Consider the following 15,083-nt stretch of genomic DNA (forward strand, 5'->3'; position numbering starts at 1 on the left):
TATGGGCATAGGAAACCCGGCCTAGGAAGCCAGCTCACTGCTCGGCAGCCTGGTCCTCTTGCGCTTCCGGCTCCACCTGGTCGTCCAGACTGGGCGCCTGAGCTGACTCGGCCTTCTGCTCGGTTTTCTGCTCAGTCTTCTGCTCGGCCTCCTGATAGTCGGTAGCTTCCTGCTCGGGCTCGGCGCGCTCCACATCGAGCACTTCAGGTTCGCTGGCGGGTGCTTGCTGGACTTCCTCTCCGGCCACCTTTTGCTCGGCACTCTCGGCAAGACGAGTGATGATCGACTCGACCAGGTCGCGGGCCCGGCTGATGTGATGTGCCATCACCAGCGTATGATTGGCGAAGGGGCCGAAACCCTGGCCGCTCATCACCACCGGGCTCCACAGGCGACGCTGGGTCATGGCAAGCTCCGCCCGAAGCCGCTCCCACTGCTCGACAACCTCGGCCGCCCCCAGCACATCGGCCTGGTCACGCTGCACCCCCTCCAGCATCTGCACCAGCGCCCAGCCGGTGCCGCGCGCCTCGAAGAAGACGTTGTCGACCCGATACCAGGGGGTACCCTCGGGGAGCGCCTCGCCATCGATGGCGAGCTCCTGCAGCAGCTGATGCCCCTCGGCACCCGAGGCCAGACGCAACGACAGGTCGTCGAGATCTACGCGAACATCGGCCAGCCAGCGGCGCAGCCCCGCCCCGGGCACGAAGCCTTCGGCCTCCATGCCGCTCAATGCCATCAGCTGGCGGTCCAGGGCGGTCACCGCCGACATCAGGCGATCCTCGGCGGCGGGTCGATACCAGTCGAGGCCGTCGCCGGCCAGGCCACGAACCGCCTTCTCGAGATGCTCGACCGCGCCCGGATTCATCGAGGGCAGCGCCCGCGCCAGGTTCTTGGCCTGGATCAGCACACCTCGCTCCCAGCTCGGCATATTGTCCAGCCACAGGCCGGGCGGCAGCCGGTCATTACGCAGATAGCCGCCGGGCTTGTCGTAGAGTGTCTCGATGATGGAGGCCAGGGTCGCGACCGTTACCGCCCCTCTGGCGGCGGGTTCGCTGCCGGCATCACCGCGACGCTCCATGGGCACCCGCTCGACGCTGTGCGGCGCCGGTGTGCGACTCCACCAGATCCCGAGCGCCAGCGTCACCACCAGATAGATCACCAGCAGTGCCAGCAACGGCTTCCAGATCCAGCCGTAGTCGGGCCGCTCCAGCGCTTCGATCTTCTTGCGACGCCTGGCGTCGCTGTTGCCCATCCAAGCCATGTGCAGGTTCCTTTCCTATACGAGACTTTTCTATATGAGATATGGAGCGTGCGACAACGTGGCACACCAGATGCCACCCTTCTCGATGAAGACACGCCCTCCCCTTGCGTTATCCTAGCACCCGACCCGTACAAGCGGTCAGCTCGACCTTGCCTGGAAAACAGGCCCTGATGCGAAACCTCTGCTGGATACATCGTCACGTCAGGGAACGCACCGGAACCCCGCGCGGCAAGCGAGGTCTGATCGCCAGTCACACTACCAACCAAGGACAGGACTTTCGTGATCCGCATTCAACGCCTAGCTCTGACCGCCCTGTTGCTCCTGCTGTTGCCGATCGCCGCCCAGGGACAGTGGTTTTCCAACGATGATTCGGAATTTCTGCCGGTACTGGAAGCCTTCCAGCCCAGCGCCTGGCATGATGGCGAGACCCTCTATATCGGCATGGAGGCGGAAGAGGAGCACTATCTCTATCGCCATCAGTTCGCGGTAAAGAGCGATACGGTAGCACTGGGTGAGCCCGATATCCCCGAAGGCACCTTCACCAGCGACGAGTTCCTCGGTGACGTCTACACATTCCGCGACAGCGTGGTCTTCGAGGTTCCCCTCGAGGAGGAGGCCAGCGGCGTGATCCCCGTCACGCTAACCTTTCAGGGCTGCGCCGATGCCGGCCTCTGCTACCCCCCGGAACATGTTGACCTGGACGCCGCCGAGCAGGAGGCACCCGCCGCCTTTGCCGGCTGGCAGGCATCGAATGCCGACTCTGGTTCCGGCTCCGACTCTGTCGAGAATAGGGGTGGCGACGCCTCCACCACAGCGCCCACCGCTCCCCAGAGCGAGGATGGCCGCTTTCAGACCCTGATGGCCGAAGCCAGCCTGCCGCTGACGCTGGGGCTGTTCTTCATCGCCGGCCTGGGGCTGACCTTTACGCCCTGCGTACTGCCCATGGTGCCGATCCTCTCCTCCATCATCGTCGGTCAGAACCCGAGCCGGCCGCGCGCCTTCGCGCTCTCCGCCAGCTATGTAGGGGGCATGGCACTCACCTACGCCCTCGTCGGGGTGCTGATGGGGCTGTTCGGAGCCGGACTGAATCTCCAGGCGCAACTGCAGTCCGCCCCGGTACTGATCACCTTTGCGGTACTCTTCACGATTTTCGCCCTGGCCATGTTCGGCGCCTTCGACCTGCGCCTCTCACCCCGGCTGGCCGGCCGCATCGACGCCTGGCAGGCCCGCGCCCAGCAGAGCGGCCCCGCCGGCCTGGCACTGACCGGGGCGCTGTCGGTTCTCGTGGTATCCCCCTGTGTCACAGCTCCGCTGGCCGGCGCCCTGGTCTTCATCTCCACCACCGGTGATGCGCTGCTGGGCGGGGCCGCCCTGCTCGCCCTGGGGCTGGGCATGGGCGTTCCCCTGCTGCTGGTGGGCACCTTCGGCACCACCCTGCTGCCCCGTAGCGGTGCCTGGATGAACGGCGTCAAGATCGCCTTCGGCATCCTGCTGCTGGGGGTGGCGATCTGGCTGGTCGAACGCCTGCTGCCGGCCACGCTGGTGTTGCTGCTGTGGGCCGGCCTGGCCGTCGGCACCGCGGTGGCGCTTGGCGCCATGTCCACCAACCTTCCTCAGGGATGGGCACGAGCACGCCAGGCCCTGGGATTGTTGCTGCTCGCCTGGGGGGTGGTGCTAGTTCTCGGTGCCGCCAGCGGCGCCAGCGATCCGCTGCGCCCCCTGGCGCCACTGACCGGTGGCGCGGGCTCATCACCCGCTGCCGGCACCTCCGCGCCACAGGAGATCATCACGGTGGAGCGTCTCGACCAGCTGCATCAGGCTCTCGCCTCGGTGCCGGATGACCAGGCCGCCTTCGTTCATTTCACTGCCGACTGGTGCATCTCCTGCAAGCAGCTCGAGCGCCGGGTCTACCCGGACCCACGGGTGGCAGAGCCGCTCTCGGAGTTCGCTCGCATCAATGTCGACGTCACCGACAGCGACGCCAACAGCCGCGAACTCCTGGAGCGCTTCGAACTCTTCGGGCCTCCCAGCCTGCTATTCTTCCGTGCAGGCGAGGAGATCCGCGAGGCACGCATCCTGGGCGCACCGAATGCCGGAGAGCTTGCCAGCCACCTGACTGGTGTGCGCGATTGGCTCGACAGCGGAAGCGATGCCTGAACCGCTCTCTTGATCAGGGCAGCTGACCAGGGCAGCAACGAGGAAAGGTGCCTTGAAACGCCCGTTCGAACAGCGTTTTCAACGGTACTGGACATCGCTCGGGTTTTTCGGCAAACTCCGCCGCTATCCTCTTTTCATGGTCCGTAGAGGCGGAAGAGTCGCCATCTTGCCGCGATCTAATGAAACTTGGCCCGGGTTGACAGCGCCGGGCCAACGGCCATTCACCGCACCCAACCGATCGGGACGAACGTCATGGATATCCGCAAGGTCAAGAAGCTGATCGAGCTGCTGGAAGAATCGAACATCAGCGAAATCGAGATCCAGGAGGGCGAGGAGTCGGTCCGTATCAGCCGTCATCCCAATGGCGTGAGCTGGCAGCCCAGCATGCCTCAGGCCTATGCGCCTGCGGCACAGCCCGCCCCCGCCGCCGCACCGGCAGCCGCCGAGAGTGCCGAGCCGGCCGCCGCCGAGGGCCCCAGTTTCCAGGGTCAGGCCATCACCTCGCCCATGGTGGGCACCTTCTACCGCTCACCGGCTCCGGGCGCCAAGGCTTTCGTCGACGTCGGCTCCCAGGTCAAGAAGGGCGAAACGGTGTGTATCGTCGAGGCCATGAAGATGATGAACCAGATCGAGGCCGAGCGTGACGGCGTGGTCGAGGCCATCCTGGTCGAGGACGGCGAGCCGGTGGAATACGACCAGCCTCTGGTCGTGATCGCCTGAGCCCCGCTCCCCCTCAAATACCCGATACTGGTCATTCACTCGATACTGGCGGACCCATCATGCTGGACAAGGTTCTTATTGCCAACCGCGGCGAGATCGCCCTGCGCATCCTGCGTGCCTGCAAGGAGCTGGGTATCAGAACGGTGGCGGTCCACTCCAAGGCCGACCGTGAGCTGATGCACGTGCGCCTGGCCGACGAGGTCGTGTGCATCGGGCCGGCCTCCTCGGCCCAGTCCTACCTCAACATTCCGGCACTGATCAGTGCCGCCGAGGTCACCGACAGCAGCGCCATCCACCCCGGCTACGGCTTTCTCGCCGAGAATGCCAACTTCGCCGAACAGGTGGAGCGCTCCGGGTTTACCTTCATCGGTCCCACGGCCGAGACCATCCGCCTGATGGGCGACAAGGTCAGCGCCATCGAGTCGATGAAGAAGGCTGGCGTCCCCACCGTGCCTGGCTCCGATGGTCCCCTGCCCGAGGATGACGATGGCCAGATTCTGGCCACCGCACGCCGCATCGGCTACCCGGTGATCATCAAGGCCGCTGCCGGCGGCGGTGGTCGCGGCATGCGCGTGGTACACACCGAGGCTCACCTGCTCTCGGCGGTCACCGTAACCCGCACCGAGGCCCACTCGGCCTTCGGTGACGGCACCGTCTACATGGAGAAGTTCCTCCAGAACCCGCGCCACGTGGAAGTGCAGGTGCTGGCCGACGGCCAGGGCAACGCCATCCACCTCTATGACCGCGACTGCTCGCTGCAGCGCCGTCATCAGAAGGTGATCGAGGAGGCGCCGGCCCCCATGCTCGACCCCAAGGCCCGCGCGGAGGTGCTCGAGGCGTGTCGCCAGGCATGCATCACCATCGGCTATCGCGGCGCCGGTACCTTCGAGTTTCTCTACGAGGACGGCCAGTTCTTCTTTATCGAGATGAATACCCGCGTACAGGTGGAGCATCCCATCACCGAGATGGTCACCGGCGTGGATATCATCAGGGAGCAGCTGCGCATCGCCTCCGGCCTGCCGCTCTCCATCCGCCAGGAGGACGTCACTCTCAACGGCCACGCCTTCGAGTGCCGCATCTGCGCCGAGGATCCGCGCACCTTCATCCCCTCCCCCGGCAAGGTGACCCTCTTTCACCCTCCGGGCGGTATCGGCGTGCGCATGGACTCTCACCTTTATACCGGCTACTCGGTGCCCCCCCACTACGACTCCCTGATCGGCAAGCTGATCACCTGGGGCAGCGACCGTGAAACCGCCCTGACTCGCATGCGGGTTGCCCTGGACGAGCTGCTGGTGGAAGGCATCAAGACCAACACCGATCTGCATAAGGATCTGGTGCGTGATGGCGACTTCCGACAGGGCGGCGTCAATATCCACTATCTGGAGAAGAAGCTGGGCCTCTGACCTTCCCGGCTTCGGTATTCAGCGGGGCGGCCTCGGCCGCCCCGCTTGCGCTTCCCCCCGCTTATCGGAGATCCCATGCCCTGGCTGCAACTCAAGGCCCACGTCGCCCCGGAACAGGCCGAGACCCTCGAGGAGCTGCTGCTCGCCGAGGGTGCCACCGCCATTACCCTGCAGGACGCCCACGACGACCCGGTCTTCGAGCCCGAGCGCGGCAGCACCCCGCTCTGGCACGAGACGGTGCTCACCGGACTATATGACGACCTCGAGGGCGTCGACGCCATGCTTGAACGGGTCCAGCAGGCCTGGGCCGCCGAGCAGGCCGAGGACCCCTGCCCCGAGATCTCCGTGGAGCTGCTCGCCGATCGCGACTGGGAGCGCGAATGGATGGAGGACTTCGTGCCGCTGCAGATGGGTGAGCGACTGTGGATCGTGCCGAGCTGGCACACGCCGCCCGAGCCCGGTGCGGTCAACCTGCATCTCGATCCGGGGCTCGCCTTCGGCACCGGTACGCACCCCACGACCGCTCTCTGCCTGGCGTGGCTCGACGCCCTCGCCATCTGCGAGGCCCTGGAGGGTCAGACGGTGCTCGATATCGGTACCGGTTCGGGCATCCTGGCCATCGCCGCCCTCAAGCTGGGGGCCAGGCAGGCGGTGGCGACCGACATCGACCCCCAGGCCCTGACGGCAAGCCGCGACAACGCCGAGCGTAACGGCGTGCAGGAGCAGGCCCTGCACCTCTGCTACCCCGAACAGCTCGACGACGCGGAGACATTCCCCGTGGTGGTGGCCAATATCCTCGCCGGGCCACTGGTCGAGATGGCGCCGATGATCGCAGGCCATGTCGCCCCCGGGGGGCGCCTGGCGCTCTCCGGCATCCTCGAGGGCCAGGCCGAACAGGTGCTGCAGGCCTATCGCGAGCAGGACCTGCGGATGGATGAACCGGTCACCCGCGAAGGGTGGGTTCGCCTGACCGGCCGTCGCCCGGCCTAGGCTCGCCCTCACCACCACTTCACCCTACCCGGCGGGGGGCGTATGATATGTCCCCCTCTAGCCTCCACTGCCCCGAGCCATGTTCGACGCCAGTCAGTCACTTCCCCGCATCGCCCACCACACGCTGCCGAATCGGACGATCCTGGCACCGATGGCCGGCGTCACCGACCGCCCGTTCCGGCAGCTGTGTCGGCAACTGGGCGCCGGCATGGTGGTAGGCGAGATGGTCACCTCGGACCCCAGCCTGTGGCATACCCGCAAGTCACAGCTGCGCATGGACCATCGGGGCGAGCCGGGGCCACGCAACGTGCAGATCGCCGGGGGCGATGCCGCCATGCTTGCCGAGGCCGCCCGCTTCAATGCCGACCAGGGCGCCGAGATCATCGATATCAACATGGGTTGCCCGGCCAAGAAGGTCTGCAACAAGGCCGCCGGCTCCGCCCTGCTGCGCGACGAGGCGCTGGTGGCCGAGATCCTGACGGCGGTGGTGGCGGCGGTGGATATCCCGGTCACGCTGAAGATCCGTACCGGCTGGTGCGCCGAGAGCAACAACGGGCTGCGCGTGGCACGCCTGGCCGAAGAGGCCGGCATCCAGGCCCTGGCGGTCCATGGGCGCCATCGCCAGCAGCGTTACGCCGGTTGCGCCGAATACGACACCATCGCGGCCATCAAGGCGGCGGTGAAGATCCCGGTATTCGCCAATGGCGATATCGACTCTCCCGAGAAGGCCGCCGCCGTCCTCGACTATACTGGCGCTGACGCGGTGATGATCGGCCGGGGCGCCCAGGGCAACCCCTGGATCTTCCGCGAGATCGACCACTACCTGCGCCATGGCGTCTGCCTGCCCCCGCCCGGCGATGACGAACGCGCGAGCGTGCTGCGCCACCACCTGAACGCGCTACATGACTTCTATGGCGACTTCATGGGGGTGCGCATCGCGCGCAAGCACGTCGGCTGGTACCTGGCCGGCGATACCCGCCTCAACGAGGGGCAGCGACGCGAACTGAAGGGACGCTTCAACCGTCTCGAAAGCCGTGCCGACCAGCATCGTTTTATCGACGACCTCTTTGGTCATGCCCCCTCGCCCGCCACCGCGCCGGACGAGCGGGGCGCGACCGCGAAAGGAATACGAGCCGCATGACCAGTCAAGCCCTTCCCTCCGACCCACAGATGTCAACCGGTCACCCGTCGCAGGATGCCAGCACCGAGCTGTCCGCGCCGGCAGGTGGCCAGCAGCCGCTGCGTGAAGCGGTCGAGCTCTCCATGCGCCGCTATTTCGCCCATTTGGATGGCGGCGAGGTGACCGGCCTCCATGCCATGGTGATGGCCGAGGTCGAGGCCCCGCTGCTCGCCTCGGTGCTCGACCACACCCAGGGCAACCAGACCCGCGCCGCCGAGATGCTCGGCCTCAATCGCGGCACGCTGCGCAAGAAGCTCAAGCAGTATGACCTGATATGACGCAGGGAGCCTCTGGCTCCCTGCGGTGCGTCTCACAACCCGCCACCACCCCCTTTCGCATCCACCACCCACCGCCCCAGACGTCAAGAGAGTGTCCCCATGGCCCAAGCCTCCTCCCTCCCGGTACGCCGTGCCCTGATCAGCGTTTCCGACAAGACCGGCATCGTCGACTTCGCTCGTGGACTCAGCGAGCATGGCGTCGAACTGCTCTCCACCGGCGGCACCTTCCGCCTGCTTCAGGAGAACGGTATTGCGGTCATCGAGGTGTCCGAACACACCGGCTTCCCCGAGATCATGGACGGCCGCGTCAAGACCCTGCACCCGAAGATCCACGGCGGCATCCTCGGCCGTCGTGGCCAGGACGATGCGGTGATGGCCGAGCATGACATCACGCCTATCGACATGGTGGTGGTCAATCTCTACCCCTTCGCCCAGACGGTCGCCAAGCCTGACTGCACCCTCACGGACGCCATCGAGAACATCGATATCGGTGGCCCCACCATGGTGCGTGCCTGCGCCAAGAACCACGCTCACACCAGCATCGTGGTCGATGCCGCCGACTACGCCCGGGTGCTGGGCGAGATCGCCTCCCAGGATGGCAAGGTATCGGAGGCGACCCGCTTCGACCTGGCCGTCAAGGCCTTCGAGCACACCGCGGGCTACGACGCCGCCATCGCCGACTATCTCGGCCAGCGGGTACAGGGTGGCGAGGATGGTTTCCCGCGCACCTACAACCTGCAGTTCGAGAAGAAGCAGTCCATGCGCTACGGCGAGAACCCGCACCAGAAGGCGGCCTTCTATGTCGAGAGCGATGCCAGCGAGCCCAGCGTGGCCACCGCCGTGCAGCTCAATGGCAAGGCGCTCTCGTTCAACAACGTCGCCGATACCGACGCCGCCTTCGAGTGCGTGAAGGCCTTCACCGATACCGCCTGCGTGATCGTGAAGCATGCCAACCCCTGCGGCGTGGCGGTCGGCGCCAGCGCCCTGGAAGCCTATGACAAGGCGTTCGCCACCGATCCCACCAGCGCCTTCGGCGGCATCATCGCCTTCAACGTGCCACTGGACGCCGACACCGCGCGCGCCATCATCGACCGCCAGTTCGTCGAGGTGATCATCGCCCCGGGGGTCGACGACGAGGCCGCCGGCATCGTCGCCGAGAAGCAGAACGTGCGTCTGCTCGACGTGGGCGCCAGCTGGCCAGGCGAGCGCGGCCATGCCCACGATTTCAAGCGCGTCACCGGTGGCCTGCTGGTCCAGGACCGCGACCTGGGCATGGTCGGGCGCGACGAGCTCACCGTGGTCAGCGAGCGGGTGCCGACCGAGCAGGAGTTGCGCGACCTGGCCTTCGCCTGGAAGGTGGCCAAGTACGTCAAGTCCAACGCCATCGTCTATGCCAAGGATGGCCAGACCATCGGCGTGGGAGCCGGCCAGATGAGCCGCGTCTACTCGGCCAGGATCGCCGGCATCAAGGCCGCCGACGAGGGCCTCTCGGTTCCCGGCTCGGTGATGGCCAGCGACGCCTTCTTCCCGTTTCGTGATGGCATCGATGCCGCCGCCGCCGCCGGCATCGCCGCGGTGATCCAGCCCGGCGGTTCCATGCGCGACCAGGAAGTGATCGACGCCGCCAACGAGGCCGGCATCGCCATGGTGTTTACCGGCATGCGCCACTTCAGGCACTAAGCGCCTGCGGCGAGCGGCAATCTGTAAGCTGTAAGCTGTAAGCTGTAAGCTGTAAGCTGTAAGCTGTAAGCACAGCGTAAACAGCCGCCATAATCAGAAAACCCCGTCGGCCATGGCCGACGGGGTTTTCGTTTCTTACAGCTTAAGGCGTAAAGCTTACGGCTCCGGGCCAAGCCCGGTCAGCCGAGATCAATACAGAGGTACTTGGTCTCTAGGAACTCCTCCAGTCCCTGGTGGCCACCCTCGCGACCGAGTCCGGACTCCTTGACGCCACCGAAGGGCGCGGCGGCGTTGGAGATCAACCCGGTGTTGATTCCCACCATGCCGTACTCCAGGGCGTCGGCGACACGCCATACGCGCCCCAGGTCCCGAGAGTAGAAGTAGGCGGCGAGGCCATACTCGGTATCATTGGCCATCTCCACGGCACTCTCCTCGTCATCGAAGGGGAACACCGCCGCCAGCGGACCGAAGGTCTCTTCTCGAGCCACCTGCATCTGCTCGGTGGCGAAGCTGATCAGGGTCGGCGTGAAGAAGTTGCCGCCCAGCGGGTGGGGGTGGCCCCCCAGCAGCAGCTCGGCCCCCTTGTCCACGGCGTCATGGACATGTTCACTGACCTTGTCAACCGCCTTGTGGTCGATCAGCGGGCCGATATTGATATCGTGCTGGGTGCCATCGCCGACCCTGAGCTCGCTGTTCATGGCCACGGCAAGCTTTTCGCAGAAGGCATTGACCACACTGGACTGCACCAGGAAGCGGTTGGTGCAGACGCAGGTCTGGCCGGCATTGCGGAACTTGGCCGCCATGGCGCCCTCCACCGCGGCGTCCAGGTCGGCATCCTCGAAGACGATAAAGGGCGCATTGCCGCCCAGTTCGAGGGATATCTTCTGGATGTGCTGGGAGGCGCTGGCCATCAGCTCACGCCCCACCTCGGTGGAGCCGGTGAAGGTGATCTTGCGCACCAGCGGCGACTCGGTCATGGCCGCGGCGATCTCGCTGGCACGCCCCGGCACCACGTTGAACACCCCGCGCGGGACACCGGCGCGCTCGGCCAGCAGGGCCAGGGCGGTGGCGGAGAACGGCGTCTGGCTGGCCGGCTTGCAGACGATGGTGCAGCCCGCGGCCAACGCCGCCCCCGCCTTGCGGGTAATCATGGCCGCCGGGAAGTTCCAGGGGGTGATGGCCCCCACCACTCCGACGGGCTGCTTGGTGACCACGATACGCTGATTGCCCTTGGCGGGCGGGATGGTTTCACCGTAGACACGCCGGGCCTCCTCGGCGAACCAGCGCAGGAAGCTGGCCGCATAGGCGATCTCACCGGCGGCCTCCTTGAGTGGCTTGCCCTGCTCATGGGTCATGATCATTGCCAGGTCATTCTGATGCTCCAGCATCAGGTCATGCCACTTCATCAGGATGTCGGCGCGCTCCAGGGCACTCAGCGCCCGCCAGGCCGGCAGCGCGGCATAGGCGGCATCGATGGCCCGCTCGGTCTCGGCACGCCCCAGGCGCGGCACATCGCCCACGGCCTCACCGGTGGCCGGGTTGATCACCTGAATCTGCTCACCGCTGTCGGCGGCCACCCAGCTGCCGTCGATATAGGCGAAGGGACAGTAGAGTTGCGTTTCCTTGAGGGCTTCCATGACGTTCTCCTGCCGCATTGCGGCACTGACCAGTTTGACCTCATGCTAAGCGCAAAGTCCCCGACACTCCAAGTGACGGGGCCACATTATTCCCACGGCGAGATCAACGCGGCTTGCGACTCTCGGACAGGGTGATGGAAACCGAGTCGGCGAAGCGCAGGGCATGGGGCTTGTCGATCTCGACCTGGGCCGTCAACACCTGTTCGTGGGACATGATCAGGTCGAGCACCTCGCGGGTCATGCGCTCGAGCAGCAGGAAACGGTTCTCCTCGACGTGGGCGATCACCTGCTTGGTGATGGTGCGGTAGTTCAGCGCCTGCTCGATATGGTTGAACGCCACCGCCTTGTCGGCGCGATAGCGTATTACCGCGTTGATCACCACATCCTGGCGATTGGCAATCTCCTCCTCCTTGATGCCGATATGGGTGCGCAGGCGGAGGTTCTTGATGCGAATGGTCGCCAGACCATGGTCGAAGTGCTGGTCATCGATGGCGTGCAGCGGCATGGCCGACTCTCCTCAATAAGTGCGCCAGGGAAATGCATCCGAGCGTGCCCCGAGACGAATCAGCGCCCGTTGATCAGGGTTAGAAACTCCTGGCGGGTCGCTGGATTCTCGCGGAAGCCACCGAGCATCACCGAGGAGGTCATGCTGGAGTTCTGCTTCTCGACGCCGCGCATCATCATGCAGAGGTGACGGGCCTCGACCACCACCGCCACGCCGCGAGCGTCGGTCACCTCCTGCACGGCCTCGGCGATCTGGCGGGTAAGGCTCTCCTGGATCTGCATGCGTCGAGCGAACATGTCGACGATACGCGCAAACTTGGAGAGGCCCAGCACCTTGCCATCGGGCAGATAGGCGATATGGCACTTGCCGATAAAGGGCAGCAGGTGATGTTCGCACATGGAGTAGAGCTCGATGTCCTTGACCAGCACCATCTCGTCGGTCTCCGACTCGAAGACGGCGCCATTGACGATCTCCTCCAGCGACTGAAGATAGCCGTGGTTGAGAAACTGCATGGCCTTGGCGGCCCGCTTTGGCGTATCACGCAGCCCTTCCCGTTCGGGGTCCTCGCCCAGTGCAAGGATAATCTGCCGATAGTGGTTGGCGAGCTCTTCTGTCATGGGGGGCTCCGTCAAGTCGTCGCTGGTTGCCGCATTTCATGTGCAATATATATACAGAATCTTTGAAGCGTACAAGATTCTAACATCCCGAGCCTATAGTCTATCAGCCCACCCTCCTGGTTCGGCACTTCGCCGCCACTTTCTCGCTTTACCCATCCCTGCTCGGCTCGCGACATGCTGCCGCACCTCGACAAGGTCGATGAGTCGATGCATCAGGCTGTGATAGTATGCAGGTTTTCATGCTGTGCAGACCTTTCCGCGAGAGCCCGACATGACCAAGACATCCCTGCTGCTGGGCCTGCTGCTGGCCCCCTCCCTGGCCTTCGCCGCCACCCTGGAACTGCCTGCCGATGCTCGCCTGGAAGTGCAGGTTGTCGAGTCATTGAGCCTCGACCCCGACACACCCCGCCATGACGACGTCCTGCTGCGGCCGGTGGCCAACGGCAGCGGGAGCCACCAGGTGCCCGATTACTGCGTGATGGTCGGCGACGCGCAGCTCGATGGTGAGCGCATCCGCATCACCACCTCCAGCGTCACCTGTATCGATACCGAAGGCAGCGACAGCCATATCTACAGCGGCGAGATCTCCGCGGCGGCCTACGGCAGCGACGGCAAGTTCGGCATCGACGCCTGTCAGGATGGCCGCTGCGAGCTCTCTCCGGAACGCGGTTTCGAACTCCAGCTGGCCAGCGACCTGGCCATCGAGGAGCAGGAGAACCCCTCCGAACAGATCAATATCGAACGGCGTCAGGCCGAAGGCAGCGGTGTCGCCAACCCGATCCCCGCCGATCAGCCCGATCCCGACGACTCGTAACTCTGATCTGCACTGTTTCGAGGGCCTGACCCTGTCGTCCTGCGACAGGGCCAGGCCCCTGCCCTTATGCCAGCCAGCGCGGCGCGCTATCCAGCGCCAGGCGCTGCTGCTCCAGCGTTCTGATATGCGACTCCCAGTAGCCATTATCGGCCACCCAGGGGAAGGCGGCCGGAAAGGCCGGATCCTCCCAGCGTGACACCAGCCAGGCGCTGTGGCGCAGCAGCCGCAGGGTCCGTAACGGCTCGGTCAGGGCCAGTTCACGGCGATCGAACTCACGCTGCTGCTCATAGCCTTCGATCACCTCCGAGAGCTGCATATGCCGCTCTTCGGGCGCCTGTGCGGTGATCAGCATCCACAGGTCCTGCACCGCCGGGGCCATCAGGCAGTCGTCGAAGTCCACCAGCGCGAAGCGGTCGTCGCGGCCCAGGATATTCCCGATATGGCAGTCACCGTGGACCCGAATCTGCCGCTCCGGGCTCCAGCGATACTCCGCCAGCGCCTCGTGCAGTGCCGCCGTGACCCGCTCGTAGGCCTGGCGCTGTCGTTGGTCCAGCCAGGGGCCGGCGAGCACCCGCTCGCGGGCATCGATCACCATCGCGTCCAGATCCAACACACCTCGCTGCCTGAAGGAGGCACGCTCCCCCACCGCATGCACACTGCCGATCAACTCGCCCAGGGCAAACAGATGGTCGGGATTCTCCAGCTCCGGGGCCTGGCCGGGGAGCTGGGGAAAGAGCGCGAAGCGAAACCCCTCGGCATGCAGCAGGCTGCGCCCATCGCCATCACGCCACGGTGCGGCCACCGCCACGCCTGCTGACGCGAGTTCGGTGAGGAAGTCGTGCTCTTCCTGGATACAGGCATCGCTCCAGCGCTCCGGTCGATAGAACTTCGCCACCCAGCGACGACGCTCGTCATCATGAACCAGGTAGACTCGGTTCTCGTAGCTGTTCAGTGCAAAGGGCTCACCGGGCAGCCAGAACCCCAGCGACTCGATGGCCGCCACGACCCGAGCCGGCGACAGCGTGGAGAAGGGGTGATGATCGGCGTCCATGGTCCATCCTCCAGAAAACCCCTACTCTACCAGGCCTGACTCATGTTTCCCCCAGTGGCGTGTGGGCTATCGCCCAGGCCTCGACCTCCTCGGCCCCGGCGGCCAGACAGGCCTGTGCCAGCGCCTCCAGGGTCGCCCCGGTGGTCATCACATCGTCGAGCAGCACCACTCGAGATGGCAGGGGCCCCACCACGCGAAATCCGCGCCTCAGGTTGCTCCGGCGCTGTTGGCGATCGAGCCCACGCTGACTGGGCGTATCACGCAGACGAGTGCCATGGCGCAACGGCACCCTCAGTCGCGAGGCCAGGCGCTTCGCCAGCCATTCGGCCTGATCGAAACCCCGGTCACGGGCACGGCTGGCATGCAGTGGCACCGGTACCAGTGCCTGGGGCCAGGCTCGTGCCTCCTCGGTGAGCGACGCCTCCAGCAACGCCAGCAGCACCATCCCGGCCCTCGGCGAGGCCCGAAACTTGAAGCACCGCACCAGCCAGGCCACCTCCTCGTTATAGCGCAGTGGTACCCGAGCACGCACGAAGGCCGGAGCGCGTCGCAGGCAAGCACCACAACGGCGCTCCTGGCTGGCCCCGGGCTGCGGCTCGGCACAGACAGGACAGGCGGGCAGGTTCCAGGGCAGTGTCTCGAAGCAGTCGCGACACCAGGGGCGATCATCGAGCACCGGTGCCAGGCAGAAGGCACAGCGGCCCGGCAGGGCTCGGCGCAGGGCGCTGTCAACTATAAACTTTACTCGGGTTGACATCTCGAGCCCGGCCCGTAAGCTGTTCGTCAACTTTCC

14 protein-coding genes are annotated in these 15,083 nt (G+C 65.5%); 8 read left to right on the forward strand and 6 right to left on the reverse strand.

Annotated features, from left to right (window positions below; genetic code table 11):
• Positions 1-34: 34 nt before the first annotated feature.
• Complete coding sequence (locus tag RM463_RS02730; protein ID WP_311428876.1) at positions 35-1,258, reverse strand: DUF2333 family protein; 1,224 nt, start codon at positions 1,256-1,258, stop codon at positions 35-37.
• 279 nt (positions 1,259-1,537) lie between these two features.
• On the opposite strand from RM463_RS02730, the gene dsbD reads away from it, so the two are divergent.
• From dsbD to purH, 7 genes are all read left to right on the forward strand, one after another.
• Entirely contained in the window at positions 1,538-3,415 is a 1,878-nt protein-coding gene (gene dsbD / locus RM463_RS02735; RefSeq protein ID WP_311428877.1) for a protein-disulfide reductase DsbD, read from the forward strand.
• A 252-nt stretch (positions 3,416-3,667) separates the two neighbouring features.
• Entirely contained in the window at positions 3,668-4,135 is a 468-nt protein-coding gene (accB, locus tag RM463_RS02740; RefSeq protein WP_195688418.1) for an acetyl-CoA carboxylase biotin carboxyl carrier protein, read from the forward strand.
• Positions 4,136-4,194: 59 nt separating this feature from the next.
• The gene (accC, locus tag RM463_RS02745; protein ID WP_195688419.1) at positions 4,195-5,538 is read left to right on the forward strand and encodes an acetyl-CoA carboxylase biotin carboxylase subunit; all 1,344 of its coding nucleotides are present in this window, start codon (positions 4,195-4,197) and stop codon (positions 5,536-5,538) included.
• Positions 5,539-5,613: 75 nt separating this feature from the next.
• The gene (gene prmA / locus RM463_RS02750; protein ID WP_311428878.1) at positions 5,614-6,528 is read left to right on the forward strand and encodes a 50S ribosomal protein L11 methyltransferase; all 915 of its coding nucleotides are present in this window, start codon (positions 5,614-5,616) and stop codon (positions 6,526-6,528) included.
• Positions 6,529-6,607: 79 nt separating this feature from the next.
• Entirely contained in the window at positions 6,608-7,669 is a 1,062-nt protein-coding gene (gene dusB, locus RM463_RS02755; RefSeq protein WP_311428879.1) for a tRNA dihydrouridine synthase DusB, read from the forward strand.
• 29 nt (positions 7,670-7,698) lie between these two features.
• Positions 7,699-7,986 carry a DNA-binding transcriptional regulator Fis gene (gene fis / locus RM463_RS02760; RefSeq protein WP_409228860.1) on the forward strand — a complete coding sequence of 96 codons (288 nt, stop codon included), beginning with the start codon at positions 7,699-7,701 and terminating at the stop codon, positions 7,984-7,986.
• Between the two features lie 99 nt (positions 7,987-8,085).
• Complete coding sequence (purH, locus tag RM463_RS02765) at positions 8,086-9,666, forward strand: bifunctional phosphoribosylaminoimidazolecarboxamide formyltransferase/IMP cyclohydrolase (RefSeq protein WP_195688423.1); 1,581 nt, start codon at positions 8,086-8,088, stop codon at positions 9,664-9,666.
• Between the two features lie 179 nt (positions 9,667-9,845).
• On the opposite strand, the gene RM463_RS02770 is transcribed toward purH, so the two are convergent.
• From RM463_RS02770 to folE, 3 genes are all read right to left on the reverse strand, one after another.
• Positions 9,846-11,303, reverse strand: coding sequence for an NAD-dependent succinate-semialdehyde dehydrogenase (locus tag RM463_RS02770; RefSeq protein WP_311428881.1), 1,458 nt, complete (start codon positions 11,301-11,303; stop codon positions 9,846-9,848).
• A 103-nt stretch (positions 11,304-11,406) separates the two neighbouring features.
• On the reverse strand, positions 11,407-11,808 hold the full coding sequence (gene folX, locus RM463_RS02775) for a dihydroneopterin triphosphate 2'-epimerase (RefSeq protein WP_132041493.1): 402 nt from the start codon (positions 11,806-11,808) through the stop codon (positions 11,407-11,409).
• A 59-nt stretch (positions 11,809-11,867) separates the two neighbouring features.
• On the reverse strand, positions 11,868-12,425 hold the full coding sequence (gene folE / locus RM463_RS02780) for a GTP cyclohydrolase I FolE (protein WP_195688425.1): 558 nt from the start codon (positions 12,423-12,425) through the stop codon (positions 11,868-11,870).
• 271 nt (positions 12,426-12,696) lie between these two features.
• Here folE and RM463_RS02785 point away from each other — a divergent pair, with 271 nt between their 5' ends.
• A complete protein-coding gene (locus tag RM463_RS02785) occupies positions 12,697-13,239 on the forward strand; it encodes a hypothetical protein (protein ID WP_311428882.1) in 543 nt (180 codons plus the stop codon).
• Between the two features lie 64 nt (positions 13,240-13,303).
• On the opposite strand, the gene RM463_RS02790 is transcribed toward RM463_RS02785, so the two are convergent.
• Both RM463_RS02790 and RM463_RS02795 read right to left on the reverse strand, forming a co-directional pair.
• Positions 13,304-14,290: a serine/threonine protein kinase gene (locus tag RM463_RS02790; RefSeq protein ID WP_311428883.1), complete on the reverse strand. Its 987-nt coding sequence runs from the start codon at positions 14,288-14,290 to the stop codon at positions 13,304-13,306.
• A 40-nt stretch (positions 14,291-14,330) separates the two neighbouring features.
• A complete protein-coding gene (locus RM463_RS02795) occupies positions 14,331-15,047 on the reverse strand; it encodes a ComF family protein (RefSeq protein WP_311428884.1) in 717 nt (238 codons plus the stop codon).
• Positions 15,048-15,083: the final 36 nt, after the last annotated feature.

Origin of the sequence: Halomonas sp. LES1 (assembly GCF_031846005.1) — a bacterium.
Taxonomy (GTDB): domain Bacteria; phylum Pseudomonadota; class Gammaproteobacteria; order Pseudomonadales; family Halomonadaceae; genus Halomonas.

Bases quoted from the DNA above. Each gene is read 5' to 3' on its own strand.
- RM463_RS02730 (WP_311428876.1), bottom strand. From the start codon at position 1,258: ATGGCTTGGATGGGCAACAGCGACGCCAGGCGTCGCAAGAAGATCGAA.
- RM463_RS02790 (WP_311428883.1), bottom strand. From the start codon at position 14,290: ATGGACGCCGATCATCACCCCTTCTCCACGCTGTCGCCGGCTCGGGTC.
- accB (WP_195688418.1), top strand. From the start codon at position 3,668: ATGGATATCCGCAAGGTCAAGAAGCTGATCGAGCTGCTGGAAGAATCG.
- folE (WP_195688425.1), bottom strand. From the start codon at position 12,425: ATGACAGAAGAGCTCGCCAACCACTATCGGCAGATTATCCTTGCACTG.
- prmA (WP_311428878.1), top strand. From the start codon at position 5,614: ATGCCCTGGCTGCAACTCAAGGCCCACGTCGCCCCGGAACAGGCCGAG.
- RM463_RS02795 (WP_311428884.1), bottom strand. From the start codon at position 15,047: ATGTCAACCCGAGTAAAGTTTATAGTTGACAGCGCCCTGCGCCGAGCC.
- folX (WP_132041493.1), bottom strand. From the start codon at position 11,808: ATGCCGCTGCACGCCATCGATGACCAGCACTTCGACCATGGTCTGGCG.
- dusB (WP_311428879.1), top strand. From the start codon at position 6,608: ATGTTCGACGCCAGTCAGTCACTTCCCCGCATCGCCCACCACACGCTG.
- RM463_RS02785 (WP_311428882.1), top strand. From the start codon at position 12,697: ATGACCAAGACATCCCTGCTGCTGGGCCTGCTGCTGGCCCCCTCCCTG.
- RM463_RS02770 (WP_311428881.1), bottom strand. From the start codon at position 11,303: ATGGAAGCCCTCAAGGAAACGCAACTCTACTGTCCCTTCGCCTATATC.
- purH (WP_195688423.1), top strand. From the start codon at position 8,086: ATGGCCCAAGCCTCCTCCCTCCCGGTACGCCGTGCCCTGATCAGCGTT.
- fis (WP_409228860.1), top strand. From the start codon at position 7,699: ATGTCAACCGGTCACCCGTCGCAGGATGCCAGCACCGAGCTGTCCGCG.
- accC (WP_195688419.1), top strand. From the start codon at position 4,195: ATGCTGGACAAGGTTCTTATTGCCAACCGCGGCGAGATCGCCCTGCGC.